Origin of the sequence: Nocardia arthritidis (assembly GCF_011801145.1) — a bacterium.
In the GTDB taxonomy this organism is placed as follows: Bacteria; Actinomycetota; Actinomycetes; order Mycobacteriales; family Mycobacteriaceae; genus Nocardia; species Nocardia arthritidis_A.
In genome coordinates this window covers 9,343,616-9,359,437 of record NZ_CP046172.1, presented here as the reverse complement: position 1 = coordinate 9,359,437, position 15,822 = coordinate 9,343,616, and the positions used below count along the sequence as shown (strand labels likewise).

The following is a 15,822-nucleotide window of genomic DNA, read 5'->3' as shown; positions in this document are numbered from 1 at the left end:
TACAGTCAACCCATGGCCCGCCCACTCGACCACGCCAAACGCGCCCAACTGCTCACCGAGGTGGTGCGCTATATCGCCGATCACGGGCTGGCCGGACTATCGCTGCGCCCGCTCGCCGCCGCACTCGGCACCAGCTCCCGCATGCTCATCTACTACTTCAATACGAAGGAAGAACTGCTGGTACAGGCACTGAGCTCGCAGCGGCCCGACGTCGCCGCCATCTTCGCCGACGTCACGGATGCCGATACCCTGCGCGCCCGGCTGACCACTTTCTTCTGCGCGAATCTCGATGGCGCCGACGCGGTCAGCGTGCGGGTGATGCTGCAGGTGCTCGGCGCGGCCTGTGCGCCGCACAGCCCGTACGCCGAATACGCCAATGCCGCCGTCGCGACCCTGGTCGGTGCGCTGGGGGACGCGCTGCGCCGCACCGGCGCCGTCGATGATCCGGAAGCCGTTGCCACCCTTCTTATTTCGGGACTGCGCGGGGTGATCCAGGATCAGTTCATCACCGGTGACATCGAACGCACCGAGCGCGCGGGCCGCATGCTCATCGATCGGACCATACCGGCACGGTAACTTGAAGTTCGCCCGACTCCCGGCAACGCTGCCTCGCGTCCGGTTCGACTGACCGAAGGGACCTCATGTCAGCGACCAGTGAACCCGCTCCGACCTTCGGTTCGACGCGTTGGCTGATGCTGGCCGTGCTGTGTGCCAGTCTGTTGCTCGTGGCCATGGACGCCACCATTCTCAATGTCGCGCTGCCCTCGCTGATCACCGATCTGCGGATCGGTGCGCTCGAACAGCTGTGGATCATCGACATATACGGTCTGGTGCTCGGCGGCCTGCTGATCACCACCGGCGCGCTCGGCGACCGGATCGGCCGCAGGCTGCTATTCCTGTGTGGTTTCGTGCTATTCGGCATCGCCTCGGTGGTCGCCGCGACATCGCACAGCGCGGCCCAGTTGATCGCGGGCCGGGTGCTGCTCGCCATCGGCGGCGCCATGGTCATGCCATCGACGGTTTCGCTCATCCGCAATATCTTCACCAGCGCGCGGGAGCGGACCCTCGCCATCGGCATTTGGGCCGCCGTCGCCGGGGCGGGCGCGACCATCGGGCCGGTGGTCGGCGGCGTGCTGGTGCAGACCTTCGGCTGGGCATCGGCCTTCTGGCTCAACGTGCCGATCGTCGTGCTGACGGTCGGGCTCGGCGTCTGGCTGCTTCCGGAATACCGTGCGCCGCAATCGGGTTCGCTCGACTGGTGCAGTGCGCTGCTGTCCATCGCCGGAATCGTCGGCCTCGCATGGGGACTCAAACATATTGCGAAAGGGGTTGCCGGACCGGTCGATTGGCTCGTCTTCGGGCTCGCCCTGGTGTTGCTCGCCTGGTTCGCGCGCAGGCAGCTCACCGCCGCCGATCCGCTGCTCGACGTGCGCCTGTTCCGCAACGGACCCTTCCTCGCCGCCGCCGTATCCACCCTGCTCGCCATGCTCGCCATCGGCGCCGCGCTCTTCCTGATCTCGCTGTGGCTGCAATACATCAACGGCTGCACCCCGGCTCAGGCCGGTCTGCGCACCCTGCCCTCGGCCGTCACCCTGCTGCTCGCATCCCTGGCCACCCCCGCCCTCATGCATCGCCTCGGCGTCCGCGCCGTCCTCGCCATCGGGCTCGGCGCGCTCGCGCTCGGCTTCCTGATCCTGGCGCTCAGCCCGGAGCCGACCACGTATCCCGTTGTGGCCCTTGTCCTCGCGGCCTTCGGCCTCGGCGACGGCCTCGCCGTGACCGCCGCGGCCGCGGTACTCGTCGCCGCCGTGCCGCCCGAGCGCGCGGGGCAGGCGGGTGCGGTCTCGGAAACCAATTACGAACTCGGCATCGGCCTCGGCGTCGCGCTGCTCGGCGGCCTGCACGGCCGAATCTTCACGGCAAATATGACCGGACTACCGCTGTCCGGCAAGGACTTCGACGAGGCCACCGGCTCGGTCGGTGGTGCCATCGATGTCGCGGCCCGACTCGACAACGTCACCGGCACCCACGTCATCGATACCGCGACCCATGCCTTCGACACGGCACTGACCACCACCTCATACGTCTCGGCCGCAATTGTCGCCGTGGTCGCCGTCGTTGCGGTTCGCCTGGTGCCCAAGGGATTTCGCGTTACCGGCGTTGGGCACTGATGCGCAGCTCGCGCAGTGCCTCGGCGGCCGGGCTGCCCGGTTCCGCCGTATAGATGACGATCCGATGGTCGTGGCCGGGCACGGATAACGTCTGCGCGTCGAGTTCGACCGCGCCGACATCCGGATGTTCGAACCGTTTCCAGATCGTCGCAGGGGGAGCCACTTCGTGTGCGGCCCAACCATTTCGGAAGTCGATATCGCGGGTGGAAAGCCACTCGATCAGCTCCGGGATCCGCGGGTCGTTCGGATACCGCACCGCCGCGGCCCGCAATTCGGCGACCGCCTGCCGGACGAACCGCGCCGCGCCGTCCCGGCCGCCGCACGACACCCGCTCCCTTCGGGAGCCGAATGCGATCCGCAAGAGGTTGCGCTCTGCGTCGAAATCGTCGAATAACTTGGCGGCCAATGCATTCCATGCAAGTACGTCATAGCGAACGTTCTGCACGTACGCGGGCGCCTCGGTGAGCCGTTCCAGCATCAGCAGCACCCCGGCCGGTACCTCGTCGTCGGGTACACCGGGACGGCTCGGTTCGTGACCGGCGAGCTGGGTGAGGTAGCGCTGTTCATCGGGCCCGAGCCGCAGCACCCCGGCGAGCGCGGTGAGCACCTGCGGCGACGGCCGGGGCGCCCGTGCCTGCTCCAGCCGCTCGTAGTAGTTGGCCGAGATATCGGCCAACCAGGCCACCTCCTCGCGGCGCAGCCCCGGAGTTCGTCTGCGCCGTTTCGGATCCGGGTGCAACCCGACGTCATCCGGACGCAACCCCGCGCGACGACGGCGCAGGAAGTCGGCGAGCGCGTGCTTGTCCATATCGTCGAGTCTGCCGAAACCCACCCGAACCGAGCCACGGATCAATGATCCGGGGCTACACCGGCAGTTCCGCGCGACGGTCGGCCTCGGCCAGTCTCGATTCATGACCGAAGGCGCACGCGAGTTATTCGAAAGAGGCCTGAACCTGTTGCTGGCCAAGGACATGCGACGATTCGTCGAACTCTTCGCCGTCGACGCGGAGCTGGAATTGCCGTTCGCGGTCGCGGGCACACCCGGACGGCTGCGTGGTCGCGCACAGCTGCACGACTATCTGGCCGACTATCCGGAACGGCTGGATATCCACGAGTTTCCGGCGGTCGTCGTGCACGAAACCACCGATCCGGCAACGATTATCGTGGAATTCACCGCCAGCGGAACGACCGTGCGCACCGGCGAGCGGTACGAACTCGCCTACATCGCGGTGATCCGGGCCCGCGACGGCGCGATCGTCGGCTGGCGCGATTACTGGAGTCCGGTCGCGGGCGCCATCGCCACCGGAACCCTGCCCGAACTGTTGGACGCGCTGCGCTCGAACGACGAAACGGACGGTGCGGCATGACCGGACCGGTCCTCGTCACGGGCGCGACCGGCAATACCGGCCGCCCGGTCACCGCGGGTCTGCGCGCCGCGGGCGTCCCGGTTCGTACGGCTACGCGCGGCCAGATACGCGCCGAATCGGGCGGGGAACACGTGCATTTCGACTGGGCCGATCCCGCGACCTATCGACCGGCGCTGAGCGGCGTCGAACGGGTCTACCTCGTCGCGCCGATAGGCATGCCGAATCCGGCGAAACCGATCGATCATTTTCTGAGCGCCGCGCGTGCGGCGGGCGTGCGGCGCGTGGTGTTCCTCAGCTCCGACGTCATTCCACCCGGCGCGCCTGGGTTGGATCACGCGCGCCGCGCGGTATGCCGGATGGCGGAATGGGCGGTGCTGCGACCGTCGTGGTTCATGCAGAACTTCATCGTGCCGACGCATCCGATGGCCGCCGGGCTGCGTACCCGGTCCGAGCTGATCAGCGCCACCGGGGGTCGCGGTATCGGCTTCGTCGACGCCGCCGATATCGCCGCCGTCGGCGTGCGCGCGCTGCTCGACGATGCCGCGCCGAACCGGGAGTACGTGATCACGGGACCGGAGGCCCTGTCCTACGACGACATCGCCCGCCTGCTCAACCGATCGCTCGCCCCGCCGCGCCCGGTCCGGCATATCGACTCGACCCCCGGCGAACTGGCCGAGCACCTCACCGCTCATGGCGTGCCGCCGGAGATGGCCACGGTGCTCGCCGGGGCCGAGCGGCTCATCGCTGCGGGCGCCGAGGACCGGGTGACCACGACGGTCGCCCGGGTCACCGGCCGTATGCCACGTTCCTTCGGCGAATTCATCGCGATCCACCGCGACCGAATCGCACTGCCGGGACCGCGCGACCGATGAGTTCCGGTGCGCCGCGGAGTCTTACCGGACGGAACTACGAATCCGGGAGGACCCAATGCAGAAGATCGTTACCAACCTGTGGTTCGACGACAATGCCGAGGAGGCGGTGGAGTTTTACTGCTCTCTGTTCGAGGACTCGAAAGTGCTTGCGGTGCAACGGTATACCGAGGCCGGTCCGGGAGCGCCGGGTACCGTGATGGTGGTGGATTTCGAGCTGAACGGGCAGCATTTCATTGCGATCAACGGTGGGAGCGCGATGCAGTACACGTATGCGATGTCGCTGCTGGTGAACTGCGCGAACCAGGACGAGGTCGACCGACTGTGGGCGGCGCTGACCGCCGACGGCGGGCGCGAGGACCAATGCGGTTGGCTGTTCGACAAGCACGGGGTGCCCTGGCAGATCTGGCCGACCGAATGCACCGAACTCCTGATGAGCCCGGACCAGGCGGCGGCCACCCGGGCGACGAAGGCGATGTTCGGGATGAAGAAGATTTCGATCGAGGGGATGCGGGAGGCGTTCCGGGCGGCCTGACGCGCTGTCGGAACCGCCGAGGTGAACACCGGTGTAGATCGCGCGGGATCGGAGAATCGTCCGATCTCCGCGCGGTGTCGCCGCAGGGGCGGGTAAGGTCGGCCGGGTCAATTGAACAAGCCAACGGGGGCTCGCACCAGCGGGCTGAGAGGACGGCTGATGGGCCGTCGACCGTATGAACCTGACCGGGTAATGCCGGCGTAGGGAGGATCATCATGGGCACACCTGTCGATTCCGTCACCACCGGACCCATCGAGGGCAGTGTCAAGCACTACCTGGAGGTCGACGATCTGCGCATTCCGGTGCGCCGGATCAACCTGACCAACGGCGAGCACTTCGATGTCTACGACACCTCCGGTCCGTACACCGATGACAGCGCGGTGATCGACGTCGAGGCCGGGCTGCCGAAGCTGCGCGACGGCTGGACGAAGCCCGAGATCGACGGCCCGCGAACCCAACTCGCGTGGGCGCGGCAGGGCATCACCACCCCCGAAATGCGTTTCATCGCCGCGCGCGAAGGGGTTTCGCCGGACCTGGTGCGCGAGGAGGTCGCCGCGGGCCGCGCGGTGATCCCGGCGAACCACCGCCACCCGGAGCTGGAGCCGACCATCATCGGCAAGAAGTTCCTGGTGAAAATCAATGCGAACATCGGCAATTCGGCCGTGTCCTCCTCGATCGCCGAGGAGGTCGAGAAGATGGTGTGGGCCACCCGCTGGGGCGCCGACACCATCATGGACCTCTCGACCGGTAAGAACATCCACGAGACCCGCGAGTGGATCCTGCGCAACTCGCCGGTCCCGGTGGGCACCGTGCCGATCTATCAGGCGCTGGAGAAGGTCGGCGGCGATCCGACCAAACTCACCTGGGAGATCTACCGCGACACCGTGATCGAGCAGTGCGAGCAGGGCGTCGACTACATGACGGTGCACGCGGGCGTGCTGCTGCGCTATATCCCGTTGACCGCCAAGCGAGTTACCGGAATCGTCTCGCGCGGTGGTTCCATCATGGCCGCGTGGTGTCTGGCGCATCACCGAGAGTCGTTCCTGTACACCAACTTTGCCGAACTCTGCGAGATCCTGGCGAAGTACGATGTCACCTTCTCGCTCGGCGACGGCTTGCGTCCCGGTTCCATCGCCGACGCCAACGACGAGGCGCAGTTCGCCGAGCTGCGTACCCTCGGCGAGTTGACGAAGATCGCGAAATCCCATGGCGTGCAGGTGATGATCGAGGGGCCGGGCCACATCCCGATGCACAAGATCGTGGAGAACGTGCGGCTGGAGGAGGAGCTGTGCGAGGAGGCGCCGTTCTATACCCTCGGCCCGCTCGCCACCGATATCGCACCGGCCTACGATCACATCACCTCGGCGATCGGTGCGTCGATCATCGCGCAGGCGGGCACCGCGATGCTCTGCTACGTGACGCCCAAGGAGCATCTCGGCCTGCCCAACCGTGACGACGTAAAGGTCGGCGTGATCACCTACAAAATCGCCGCACACGCCGCCGATCTGGCCAAGGGACATCCGCACGCGCAGGACCGGGACAACGAATTGTCCAAGGCGCGCTTCGAATTCCGCTGGCGCGACCAGTTCGCGCTGTCGCTGGATCCGGACACCGCCCGGGAATATCACGACGAGACACTGCCCGCCGAACCGGCGAAGACGGCGCATTTCTGCTCGATGTGCGGGCCGAAGTTCTGTTCGATGCGGATCTCGGCCGATGTGCGCGAGTACGCCGAGCGCAACGGGCTCACCGATGCCGCCGCCATCGAGGCCGGAATGGCCGAGAAATCCGCGGAATTCGCGGATGCCGGCGGCAAGGTCTACCTGCCGGTGGTTTCCTGACGCCCGACCCGGTGGCGCAAGGTCGTTGTGCGCCACCGGTTTCCGTGCATCAGTAGGACTGTAGTTCCAGCAGCGTGCCGTTCGGGTCGCGCAGATGTGCGGCCCGCAGGTTCGGACCCCACTGCGGCCGGTCGGTCGGTGCGACCACCTCGGTGCCGCCGTGCGCGAGGCAGTGGGCGAATGCCGCGTCGACATCGGCCACCCGCAGCACCAGCATCGCGGTGTCCTGCGCCGGTGCCGGGTGTGTCGGCAAGTCCGTCGTGCCTGCCGTCGCGGCCATGGTCGCGCGGTCGTAGAGCACGAGAATCGCCTGGTCGTCGACGTCCCAGTTGGCGTATGGGCCCGCGGCGGTGCCCTTGATCAGTTTCGCGCCTGCCAGTTCCGGCAGCACCGCCGCGTAGAAGTCGAAGCAGGCGGCGAAATCGTCGACGAGTAAGCGCGGATACAGCGCGTCCATAACCTTCTCCAAATAGTAGGTGTGAACCTATGATAGGTGAGTACCATAGAATGGGCCGATGGACAATGGCCGTGCGCTGCCGCCGAGCCTGCTCGGGCTCGACACCTACCTGCTCTCGCGCGTCGGAAAGGCCGCGCGGGCCGGCTTCGGCGATCGGCTCGCCGCGCGCGGATTGCGCCTGTGGCATATGGCCATCCTGGCGGCGCTGGCCGATTTCGGGCCGCATGCGCAACGAGATCTGGCGCAGCGCTTGGGAATTCATCCGAGCGATGTGGCAAAGGCGGTGGATGAACTCGAGGCTGCCGGGCAGGTCGAGCGGGCCCGCGACGCCGCGGACCGGCGGCGAATCACCGTGCGGATCACCAGATCCGGCCGCGCGGCGCTGCGGGCACTGGATGCGCAGGCGCGACAGGTCGGTGCGGAGATCCTGGCCCCGCTCGATACGGACGAGCGCGCATTGCTGGCGGATATGCTCCGCCGGGTGTTCGATCACGTCCATCCGGATACCGTGAGCGACTGACGAGATATCCCCAGTGCAGGCAGGCGCGGCGGCGGCCGGCCGACGGCAGAATCTGGTGCATGCGCGATGAGATAGTCCTCCGTAAGGCCGAACCCGCCGACTACGACACCGTCATCCGAGTGGTCGACGAGTGGTGGGGCCGGCCGCTGTCCGCATCCCTCCCGCGGCTGTTCCTCGATCATTTCGCCGACACGAGTTCGATCGCCGAATCCGGCGGTGCCCTCGCCGGATTCCTGATCGGCTTTTTCTCGCCGAGCGTGAAGTCGACGGCCTACATCCAATTCATCGGCATCCATCCCGAGCACCGCGGCGGCGGGCTGGCCCGGGAACTCTACGAGCGATTCTTCGATATGGCCCGCGCCGACGGCCGGACCATCGTGCGGGCGATCACCTCCCCGGTGAACACCGGCTCGATCAACTTCCATCGCAAGATGGGCTTCACGGTCGCCGGTCCCATCCAGGATTACAACGGTCCCGAGCGCCACATGATGACCTTCGAACGAAATATAGAGCGGCCCTGACGAATTGGTGGCTTCATACCGACGGGCGCGGTGGAGACAGTCCCACCGCGCCCTACGTAATTCGAATGCTCAGGCCGCCGCCTTCGTCGATTGTGCCGCGGCAGTGGGTCCGCTGGATGCCTTGCCGCGCAACGGAACCTCCTTCAGCAACAGTGAAATCACGAATCCGGCAACGCAGATCAATGTCGCGCCGAGGAATACCGTGCCGGTGCCCGACGCGAAGGCCGACAGATAGCCGTGCCCTTCAGCGGGACTGTGTCCCCGCATCGCGCGGGTGAACATCGAGCCGAACGCGGCGACGGCGAGTGAGCCGCCCAACGTGCGGAACAGCATCATCAGTCCGGATGTCGCGCCGATATGCGCGATATCGACGCTGTTCTGGGCGACCGCGGTGGTGAGCTGGAGTGAGCAGCCCATTCCGGTGCCGATCACCACCATGGCCAATCCCGTTGTCAGCCTGCCGGTATCGGCATCGACGAAGGCCAGCAGCGCGGTGCCCGCCGTGCACAGCGCGCCGCCGAGGACGATGAACACCTTGTACTTGCCGCTGGCACTCATCCGCTTGCCGACGATCTGCGAGACGATGGGCAGCGGAAGCATCATGGGCAGCAACAGCAATCCCGAACTCGATGCCGAAACACCCTGCACCGTCTGCTGGAACAGCGGCAGATACAGCACGCCGACGAAGGTCAGCACCCCGCCGACCAGTGCGATGGTCGAGGCGATCGTCAGATTGCGGCTGCGGAACAATCCGAGCGGGATCACCGGGTCGGCCGCCCGCCGCTCGACGAGCAGGAATGCCGCGAGCGCGACCGCCGCCACCGCGGCGAGCCCGAGAATCTGTGCCGAGAGCCACGGGTATTCGATATCGCCCCACGTCGCGATCAGCACCAGCGCGGCGATGAAGACGGAGAGCAGGGCGATGCCCGCGTAGTCGATACGAACCTGCTTGCGCACCATCGGAATTCGTAACTGATACGCCAGCCAGCCGAGGGCGAACAGGCCGAGCGGGATATTGATGTAGAACGCCCAGCGCCAATCGAGTTGATCGGTGATGACGCCGCCCAGCAGGGGACCGCCGATGGTGCCGACCGCCATGGCGGAGGCCATCATGCCCTGATATTTGCCGCGTTCCAGCGGCGGCACCAATGCGCCGATCAGCGCCAGCGCGGTTACCGAGATGCCGCCCGCCCCAAGCCCCTGGATGGCGCGGAACGCGATCAATGTCGGCATCGACCAGGCCGCGCCCGCCAGCACCGAGCCGATCAGAAATATGCCGATCGAACCGAGAAATATCGTTTTCCGGCTGAATTGATCGCCGAGTTTGCCCCACACCGGCGTGGAGATCGCCGAGAGCAGGGTGTACGCGGTGACCACCCAGGCGACCCTGTCGAGGCCGCCGAGTTCGCGCACGATCGTCGGCATCGCCGTGCCGACGATCGCGTTGTCGAGCATGGCCAACAGGATCGCCAGCAGGACTCCGGCCAGGACCAGCCGGATCGACCGCGGCGAAGCGGTCTCGGTCTGGGTTGCGGTCATGGCCGCTCACCTCCTCCAAATCGAATGGGCGGCCCCGCCTTTTCGGGTGGCCTGCCACGCTCATCAGGAAAGCAGATCAACTATAAAAATACAACTGCTCTACTTTTGGTGCCGATATCCTAATGGCGTATCATCGACCGCATGACCGCTCCCACCGGACGCCGCGAGCGCAAGAAGGCCCAGACCCGCCAAGCGCTGGCGGATGCCGCGCTGCGCCTGTTCCTGGAGCGCGGCTTCGACGAGGTCGGCGTGCGCGAGATCGCCGAGGCGGCCGACGTCTCGCTGAGCACGCTGTTCAAGCACTTCCCCAGCAAGGAAGCGCTGCTGTTCGATCAGGACGAGGACATGGAGGAGGGTTTGGTCGCCGCGGTGCGCGAGCGGGCCGATGGGCAATCGATCCTCGATGCGCTGCGCGATCACCTGCTCGATACTCGAATGGCCTCCACCGACGATCTACAGGCCAGCGGATTTCTCCAGCTCATCGCGGAAACGCCTGCGCTGCAGGAATATTGGCGGCAGATGATGCTCCGGCACACCAGCGCGGTCGCCGCCGTCATCGCCGAGGAGGCGGGCCTGCCGATCGGTGATGTGAAAACCGTTGCGCTGGCCCATTTCGCCCTGATGAGCGCGGGAATCGTCGCGGACTCCGATGATCCGGCCGCGGCGATGCGGGATATCTTCGCGCTGCTCGAGCACGGCTGGGTGGGCGTCGCGAAAACCTAACCGCCGCAGCGTGTACGGGACAGTACCTGTCGGTGCCGGAAATGGCAGCCCCTACAAATGACGCTCCCGGCGCAGCGGGTTCGATCGATAGGCTCGGGCGGGCGGCCGCAATTCGCCGTGACTCGAAAGGAACTCCACATGCTCCGATCACATAAGTCCGCTGCGGCTGCGATATCCACGATGGGCGCGATGGCTGCCGCGCTGGTGCTGACGGCGCCGTCGGCGCCCGCCGCGATCAACGCTTTCGCCGTGACGCCGGGGGATCCGCTGGTCTTCGTCACCGGCTGCGCCTACACCGCGTTGGCGACGACCGAGCCCGGCAGTTGGATCAGTTTCTACGACAGCCAAGACGGCGAATTCAATCCGCCGAGCGCGATCCAGGCGGGCGGCAACGGTGACGTCATCGCGAAGTGGACGCCGCACACCCCCGGTATGCACATGCTGCACGCCGCGCAGATCGGCGGCGAGCGGACCATCGGCATCGAGGTGAGCCCCGGCGGGAACGGCACGCCCTGCCCCGCATAACTGTGTGAGAGATAGTGGCCCCCAACCGGTTTCGATCCGCTTGAGGGCCATACCGCATTACCGCTCCCGCGGCCCGATCGGGAAGCCGAGCGCGCCGAAGGTGGCGTTCAGGTTGATCTCGATCTGGGTGAGCAGCGCGTTGAAATCGGCCAGCTGGGACACCACATCCTGGGTTTGGCAGCCGACCTGATCGGGTGCGCCGGGCGCGAGGCGCGCGGTCAGCCAGTTGAAGGTGTCGGCCATGCCGAGCGACGGCAGCGTCAGATGTTCGCTGAGGTGGTCGCGTTTATAGAGCACCGAGGCGCCCTGATCGCACCAACGCCGGGTGAGCCTGTCATTCGTCCACATCGGGACCGCCTCGTCGAATACGCCCTGGTAGAGGAAGATCGGCGCGGTCGGATGGTCGCTGCCGAGCACCGTCGCGTCGAAGACCTCCTTGATCTCCGGTAGCGCCAGATAGTCGGAGATCGGAATGGTCAGCAACCGTTGATAATCCACGAACATCTGGGTGAGCGCGTTGCGTGGCAGACATTGCGCATTGGTGCGGGCGAGCAGGTCCTTGCCCTCCTGGGTCATCACCCGGTCGGTCGCCTCCTTGAATTTCGGATAGGCGTTGTAGAGCGAGGCGATGCCGATGCCGATCAGGCTGGAGAACATCGATCCGTTGACGTGCAGTAGCGAAACCACGTCGGAGGTCGGCGCGCCGAGCGCGACGCCCTTGACATTCAATTCCGGCGCGTAGCTCGGCTGCAGCTCGGCGGCCCAGCCCGAACCCATGCCGCCGCCGGAGTAGCCCCACATCGCCACCGGCGTATTCGCGCCGTCGAGACCGAGCGGCTGGAAGCGCTCGGCGGCGCGGATGCCGTCGAGCACCATGTATCCGGGCTCCTTCGCCGCGGCCAAATGTCCGTGCAGCCCTTCGTAATCCGGGATGGAAATGGCCCAGCCGCGGCTGATCAGCGCGGCCAGCGCGATGAGTTCGCTCTGCGAGTGGATGCCCTCCAGACCCGGCAGCCCCGCGCCCTGCTGCAGCACGAACGACGGTGAGCAGTCGTTGCTCGCGCTGTCGTAGTAGAACTGCAGCGAGACCAGCGGCCGGGAGCGGGCCGGGTCGGCGCCGGCGGGCAGCACCACCGTGGTCACCGCGACGTCCGGCGCGCCGAACAGGTCGGTGGTGCGATACATCAACTGCCAGGACCGCACGTTCAGCGGTAATACGGTGAGCGCCGCGAGATGCACCTCGCGTGACCGCAGTACCGTGCCCAGTTCCTGGGATTCGAAGCCCTCGGGTGGTTGATAGAACGCGTCCTGTGTCGGCGGCGGCACCGCGGCCGCCTGCCCCGCGGTGAAGCCGCCGATCACCAACGCGGTCGCCACGGTGACGACCCCCGCCACCGCCAGCGCGATGGCGCGCCGGATGCGATCTCCATTGATCACGGACACTCGTCTGCCCTCCTTCATCAGGTGACAGCGATTACAACACGACCCCGTATTAGCAACAAGGCTTCTTGTTTCAATTACGCGGGCTATGGTCGAAGGCATGACCCGCAGCAAATCCGCCGCGCGGCCTGCCCCGACTCCGGCGCGGCGCCGGATCCGCGGACTCGACGCCGAGCAGCGCAGTGCGCAACGACGCAGCCAGCTACTCGACGCGGCCACCGAACTCTTTGCCGCCCAGAGCTTTTCCGGGACATCGATCGAACAGATCTGCCAGCGCGCATACGTCGGAACCAAGGGGTTCTACGACCATTTCGACAGCAAGGAAGCCTGTTACATCGCGCTGCTGGAGCAGCTGACCGTCCAGATCCGGGGCCGCGTCGCCGAAGTCGCCGAGCAGACAGTGCAATTGGCGTGGCAGCCGCGGTTGGAGGCGATTATCGGCGCCTTCGTGCACGCGATCGCCGACGATCCTCGGCTGGCCAAGGTCACCTTCGGTGAGGCGGGCGGCATTTCACCGACGGTGGAACGGCAACGACGCAGCAATCGTCGCTGGGCGGCGGCCTTCCTCGACAAGCAGTGGGCGGGCACCGGTGACCACCGCAGTATCGCCCTGGCCCTCGCCACAATCGGCGGCATGTTCGAGCTGATCGCGGACTGGTTGCACCACCACGACGACGGCGGCCCGCCCGACGCGGTCGACACGCTGACCGAGGATCTGACCCGGTTCGTCACCGTGGTCTACGCCGGGCGCACGTCGACGGAGTAGCGGCCTATCGGCCGTTCGAGGGCCGGATCCGCCCGGCGACCTCGCCGAGGCCGATCCGGTTACCGTGCGGACCCGGCGCGGTCGCGGTGATCACCACCTCGTCGCCGTCGGCGAGGAAGGTGCGCTTCTCGCCGTTGACGTCCACCGGTTGGCTTCCGCCCCAAGACAATTCGATGAACGAACCGCGCTGTTCGGGTTCCGGCCCGGAGATGGTGCCCGATGCGAACAGATCGCCGGTTCGGGTCGACGCGCCGTTCGCCGTCAGGTGGGCCAGCATCTGCGCGGGAGACCAGTACATCCGCCGGTACGGCGGATGCGCGACGTCCTGGCCGTTCCACGTCACCGTCAGGTCGATGTCGAGCCCGCGCGGTTCGTCACCGCGCAGGTAGGGCAGCGGTTCCGGGGTCTGCTCCGGAATCGGTATACGCGCCTTCTCCAGCGCGGCCAGCGGGGTCACCCACGCAGAGAGCGACGTCGCGAAGGATTTGCCGAGGAACGGGCCGAGCGGCTGATACTCCCAGGCCTGGATATCGCGCGCGGACCAGTCGTTGACCAGCGCGACACCGAAGACATGATCGGCGAATTCGTCGACGCCGATCGGGGTGCCGAGCGCGGAGCCGACGCCGACCACGAAACCCAACTCGGTCTCGATATCGAGCCGCCGAGACGGGCCGAAATCCGGTGTGCCCGAATCGGTTCGGCGCTGACCCCGGGGCCGGACCACATCGGTGCCCGATACCACGACGGTGCCGGCCCTGCCGTGGTAGCCGACCGGCAGATGCCGCCAATTGGGCAGCAGCGGTTCGGCATCCGGGCGGAAGAGCCTGCCCAGGTTGGTCGCGTGGTCGATGCTCGCGTAGAAGTCGACATAGTCGCCGACCTGAATCGGCAGCGCCAGCCGCACCGCGGCGAGCTCATGGATTGCGGTGGCATCGATTTCGCCGTCGACCAGCTCGCGCACCCGATGCCTGACCTCGCGCCAGCGCCGGGGACCCTGGGCGAGCAGTGCGTTCAGGTTCGGCTGGGCGAAGACCGGATCCTCCAGCGCCGCAGCCAGATCGATCACTTTGTCGGCGACCCGCACGCCGACCCGGAGCGCGTCGCCCGCCGGGGCGAATACGCCGTATGGCAGGTTGTCGACGCCGAAGAGCGAATCCTCGGGAATTTCCATGCGGACCCTCACGCCTGCCGCCCCCGTCCCGACCAGGTCCAGGCGTATGCCGGATCCTCACAGGCCAGTGCGCCCTCGCCGAGTTCGAGCGGGCGGAAGGTATCCACCATCACTGCCAACTCGTCGAAGAATTCCAGCCCGATGCTGCGCTCGTACGCACCCGGCTGTGGGCCGTGCGCGTAACCGCCGGGATGCACCGACACCGACCCCTGTGCGATCCCGGATCCCTTGCGCGCCTCGTAATTTCCGCCGCAGTAGAACATGATCTCGTCGGAGTCGACATTGGAGTGGTAGTACGGCACCGGAATCGACAGCGGGTGGTAGTCCACCTTGCGCGGTACGAAATTGCAGACCACGAAATTGATTCCCTCGAAGGCCTGATGCGCGGGCGGCGGCTGGTGGATGCGCCCGGTGATGGGTTCGAAATCGGCGATATTGAAGGTGATCGGGTAGAGGCAGCCGTCCCAGCCCACCACGTCGAACGGATGCGTCGCGTAAGTCAGCCTGGTGCCGACCACCTTGCCGCCGGGCCGGTGCTTGACCAGCACCTCGACGTCGGTCCCGGTTTCGTTCAGCAATTCGATGGGGCCGTGCAGGTCTCGTTCGCAGTACGGCGAATGTTCCAGCAGCTGGCCGAATTTCGACAGATAACGCTTGGGCGGGGTGATGTGGCTCGACGCCTCGATCGCGTAGGCGCGCAACGGTTCCGGTCCGTCGGGCAGCCAGCGATGGGTGGTGGCGCGCGGGATCAGCACGTGATCGCCCTGGCGGACGTCGAGCGCGCCGAAGACCGTCTCCACCACGGCCGCACCGGATTCCACGTACACCAGCTCGTCGCCGATGGCATTGCGGTACAGCGGGGACGCATTGGTGGCGGCCACGTACGAGATGCGGACATCCGCGTTGCCGAGCAGCAGGCGCCGCCCGGTGACCGGGTCGGTGCGCGACGGCGTATCGCCGGGAAACAGCTCGTGCAGCTTCAGATGCCGGTGGCGCAGTGGATGATTCGGTGTCGTCGTCTGGTCGGGCAGTTCCCAGACCTGTGAGTCGACGATGGCCGGTGGCAAGCCGCGGTGGTAGAGCAGCGACGAGTCGCCGGAGAAACCCTCCTCACCCATCAGCTCCTCGTAGTAGAGCTGCCCGCTCTCGTCGCGGTGCTGCGTATGCCGCTTGGGCGGCACCGCACCCACCTGCCGATAAAACGCCATCCCTGCACCTCCGCCAGGTCGATGGTCGGATACTGATCCGACTCGATGGTAGGCCCGGGTGATCTTGGTCGGGCCGAGTTCGGCCTGCCGCGCATCCCGGGCCCACTACTACGTCCTACCGTGTGGCAGTCGATTTGCGCACTGTGTCGGCCAGTTTCTGTGCATCGTG

At 66.6% G+C, this 15,822-nt stretch carries 17 protein-coding genes and 1 riboswitch; of the genes, 11 read left to right on the top strand and 6 right to left on the bottom strand.

Annotated features, from left to right (window positions below; translation table 11 throughout):
- Positions 1 to 12: 12 nt before the first annotated feature.
- Both F5544_RS42595 and F5544_RS42590 read left to right on the top strand, forming a co-directional pair.
- The gene (locus tag F5544_RS42595; RefSeq protein WP_167478375.1) at positions 13 to 576 is read left to right on the top strand and encodes a TetR/AcrR family transcriptional regulator; all 564 of its coding nucleotides are present in this window, start codon (positions 13 to 15) and stop codon (positions 574 to 576) included.
- 65 nt (positions 577 to 641) lie between these two features.
- Positions 642 to 2,171, top strand: a complete 1,530-nt coding sequence (locus F5544_RS42590) for an MFS transporter (protein ID WP_203217468.1) — start codon at positions 642 to 644, stop codon at positions 2,169 to 2,171.
- Here F5544_RS42590 and F5544_RS42585 read toward each other — a convergent pair.
- Positions 2,152 to 2,979 (bottom strand): helix-turn-helix transcriptional regulator, encoded by an 828-nt coding sequence (locus tag F5544_RS42585; protein ID WP_167478374.1) that lies wholly within the window; start codon positions 2,977 to 2,979, stop codon positions 2,152 to 2,154. The two genes, F5544_RS42590 and F5544_RS42585, sit on opposite strands and share 20 nt — an antisense overlap.
- Before the next feature lie 103 nt (positions 2,980 to 3,082).
- Between F5544_RS42585 and F5544_RS42580 the strand changes: the two genes are divergently transcribed.
- The 4 genes from F5544_RS42580 (at position 3,083) to thiC (ending at position 6,783) form a co-directional block, all read left to right on the top strand.
- Positions 3,083 to 3,538, top strand: coding sequence for a nuclear transport factor 2 family protein (locus F5544_RS42580; RefSeq protein WP_167478373.1), 456 nt, complete (start codon positions 3,083 to 3,085; stop codon positions 3,536 to 3,538).
- Positions 3,535 to 4,410, top strand: coding sequence for an NAD(P)H-binding protein (locus F5544_RS42575; RefSeq protein WP_167478372.1), 876 nt, complete (start codon positions 3,535 to 3,537; stop codon positions 4,408 to 4,410). Before F5544_RS42580 ends, F5544_RS42575 begins: the two co-directional genes overlap by 4 nt.
- 55 nt (positions 4,411 to 4,465) lie before the next feature.
- The gene (locus F5544_RS42570; protein ID WP_167478371.1) at positions 4,466 to 4,942 is read left to right on the top strand and encodes a VOC family protein; all 477 of its coding nucleotides are present in this window, start codon (positions 4,466 to 4,468) and stop codon (positions 4,940 to 4,942) included.
- 113 nt (positions 4,943 to 5,055) lie between these two features.
- Positions 5,056 to 5,166: riboswitch (TPP riboswitch) on the top strand.
- Positions 5,158 to 6,783 (top strand): phosphomethylpyrimidine synthase ThiC, encoded by a 1,626-nt coding sequence (thiC, locus tag F5544_RS42565; RefSeq protein WP_167478370.1) that lies wholly within the window; start codon positions 5,158 to 5,160, stop codon positions 6,781 to 6,783. Its footprint overlaps the riboswitch before it by 9 nt.
- Positions 6,784 to 6,832: 49 nt before the next feature.
- Here thiC and F5544_RS42560 read toward each other — a convergent pair whose 3' ends face one another.
- Entirely contained in the window at positions 6,833 to 7,240 is a 408-nt protein-coding gene (locus F5544_RS42560; RefSeq protein ID WP_167478369.1) for a VOC family protein, read from the bottom strand.
- Positions 7,241 to 7,298: 58 nt separating this feature from the next.
- On the opposite strand from F5544_RS42560, the gene F5544_RS42555 reads away from it, so the two are divergent.
- The gene (locus F5544_RS42555; RefSeq protein ID WP_167478368.1) at positions 7,299 to 7,760 is read left to right on the top strand and encodes a MarR family winged helix-turn-helix transcriptional regulator; all 462 of its coding nucleotides are present in this window, start codon (positions 7,299 to 7,301) and stop codon (positions 7,758 to 7,760) included.
- A gap of 59 nt (positions 7,761 to 7,819) precedes the next feature.
- Positions 7,820 to 8,281 carry a GNAT family N-acetyltransferase gene (locus F5544_RS42550; protein ID WP_167478367.1) on the top strand — a complete coding sequence of 154 codons (462 nt, stop codon included), beginning with the start codon at positions 7,820 to 7,822 and terminating at the stop codon, positions 8,279 to 8,281.
- A gap of 69 nt (positions 8,282 to 8,350) precedes the next feature.
- Here F5544_RS42550 and F5544_RS42545 read toward each other — a convergent pair whose 3' ends face one another.
- Positions 8,351 to 9,820 carry an MDR family MFS transporter gene (locus F5544_RS42545; RefSeq protein ID WP_167478366.1) on the bottom strand — a complete coding sequence of 490 codons (1,470 nt, stop codon included), beginning with the start codon at positions 9,818 to 9,820 and terminating at the stop codon, positions 8,351 to 8,353.
- Positions 9,821 to 9,961: 141 nt separating this feature from the next.
- Between F5544_RS42545 and F5544_RS42540 the strand changes: the two genes are divergently transcribed.
- Together F5544_RS42540 and F5544_RS42535 are read left to right on the top strand one after the other, a co-directional pair.
- Positions 9,962 to 10,543: a TetR/AcrR family transcriptional regulator gene (locus tag F5544_RS42540; RefSeq protein ID WP_167478365.1), complete on the top strand. Its 582-nt coding sequence runs from the start codon at positions 9,962 to 9,964 to the stop codon at positions 10,541 to 10,543.
- A 138-nt stretch (positions 10,544 to 10,681) separates the two neighbouring features.
- Positions 10,682 to 11,068 (top strand): hypothetical protein, encoded by a 387-nt coding sequence (locus F5544_RS42535; RefSeq protein WP_167478364.1) that lies wholly within the window; start codon positions 10,682 to 10,684, stop codon positions 11,066 to 11,068.
- Between the two features lie 57 nt (positions 11,069 to 11,125).
- On the opposite strand, the gene F5544_RS42530 is transcribed toward F5544_RS42535, so the two are convergent.
- Positions 11,126 to 12,511: a lipase family protein gene (locus F5544_RS42530; RefSeq protein WP_167478363.1), complete on the bottom strand. Its 1,386-nt coding sequence runs from the start codon at positions 12,509 to 12,511 to the stop codon at positions 11,126 to 11,128.
- 97 nt (positions 12,512 to 12,608) lie between these two features.
- On the opposite strand from F5544_RS42530, the gene F5544_RS42525 reads away from it, so the two are divergent.
- Positions 12,609 to 13,274: a TetR/AcrR family transcriptional regulator gene (locus F5544_RS42525; RefSeq protein ID WP_167478362.1), complete on the top strand. Its 666-nt coding sequence runs from the start codon at positions 12,609 to 12,611 to the stop codon at positions 13,272 to 13,274.
- 4 nt (positions 13,275 to 13,278) lie between these two features.
- Here F5544_RS42525 and fahA read toward each other — a convergent pair whose 3' ends face one another.
- Together fahA and F5544_RS42515 are read right to left on the bottom strand one after the other, a co-directional pair.
- Entirely contained in the window at positions 13,279 to 14,445 is a 1,167-nt protein-coding gene (gene fahA, locus F5544_RS42520; protein ID WP_167478361.1) for a fumarylacetoacetase, read from the bottom strand.
- Positions 14,446 to 14,453: 8 nt separating this feature from the next.
- Entirely contained in the window at positions 14,454 to 15,653 is a 1,200-nt protein-coding gene (locus F5544_RS42515) for a homogentisate 1,2-dioxygenase (protein ID WP_167478360.1), read from the bottom strand.
- Positions 15,654 to 15,822 lie beyond the last annotated feature (169 nt).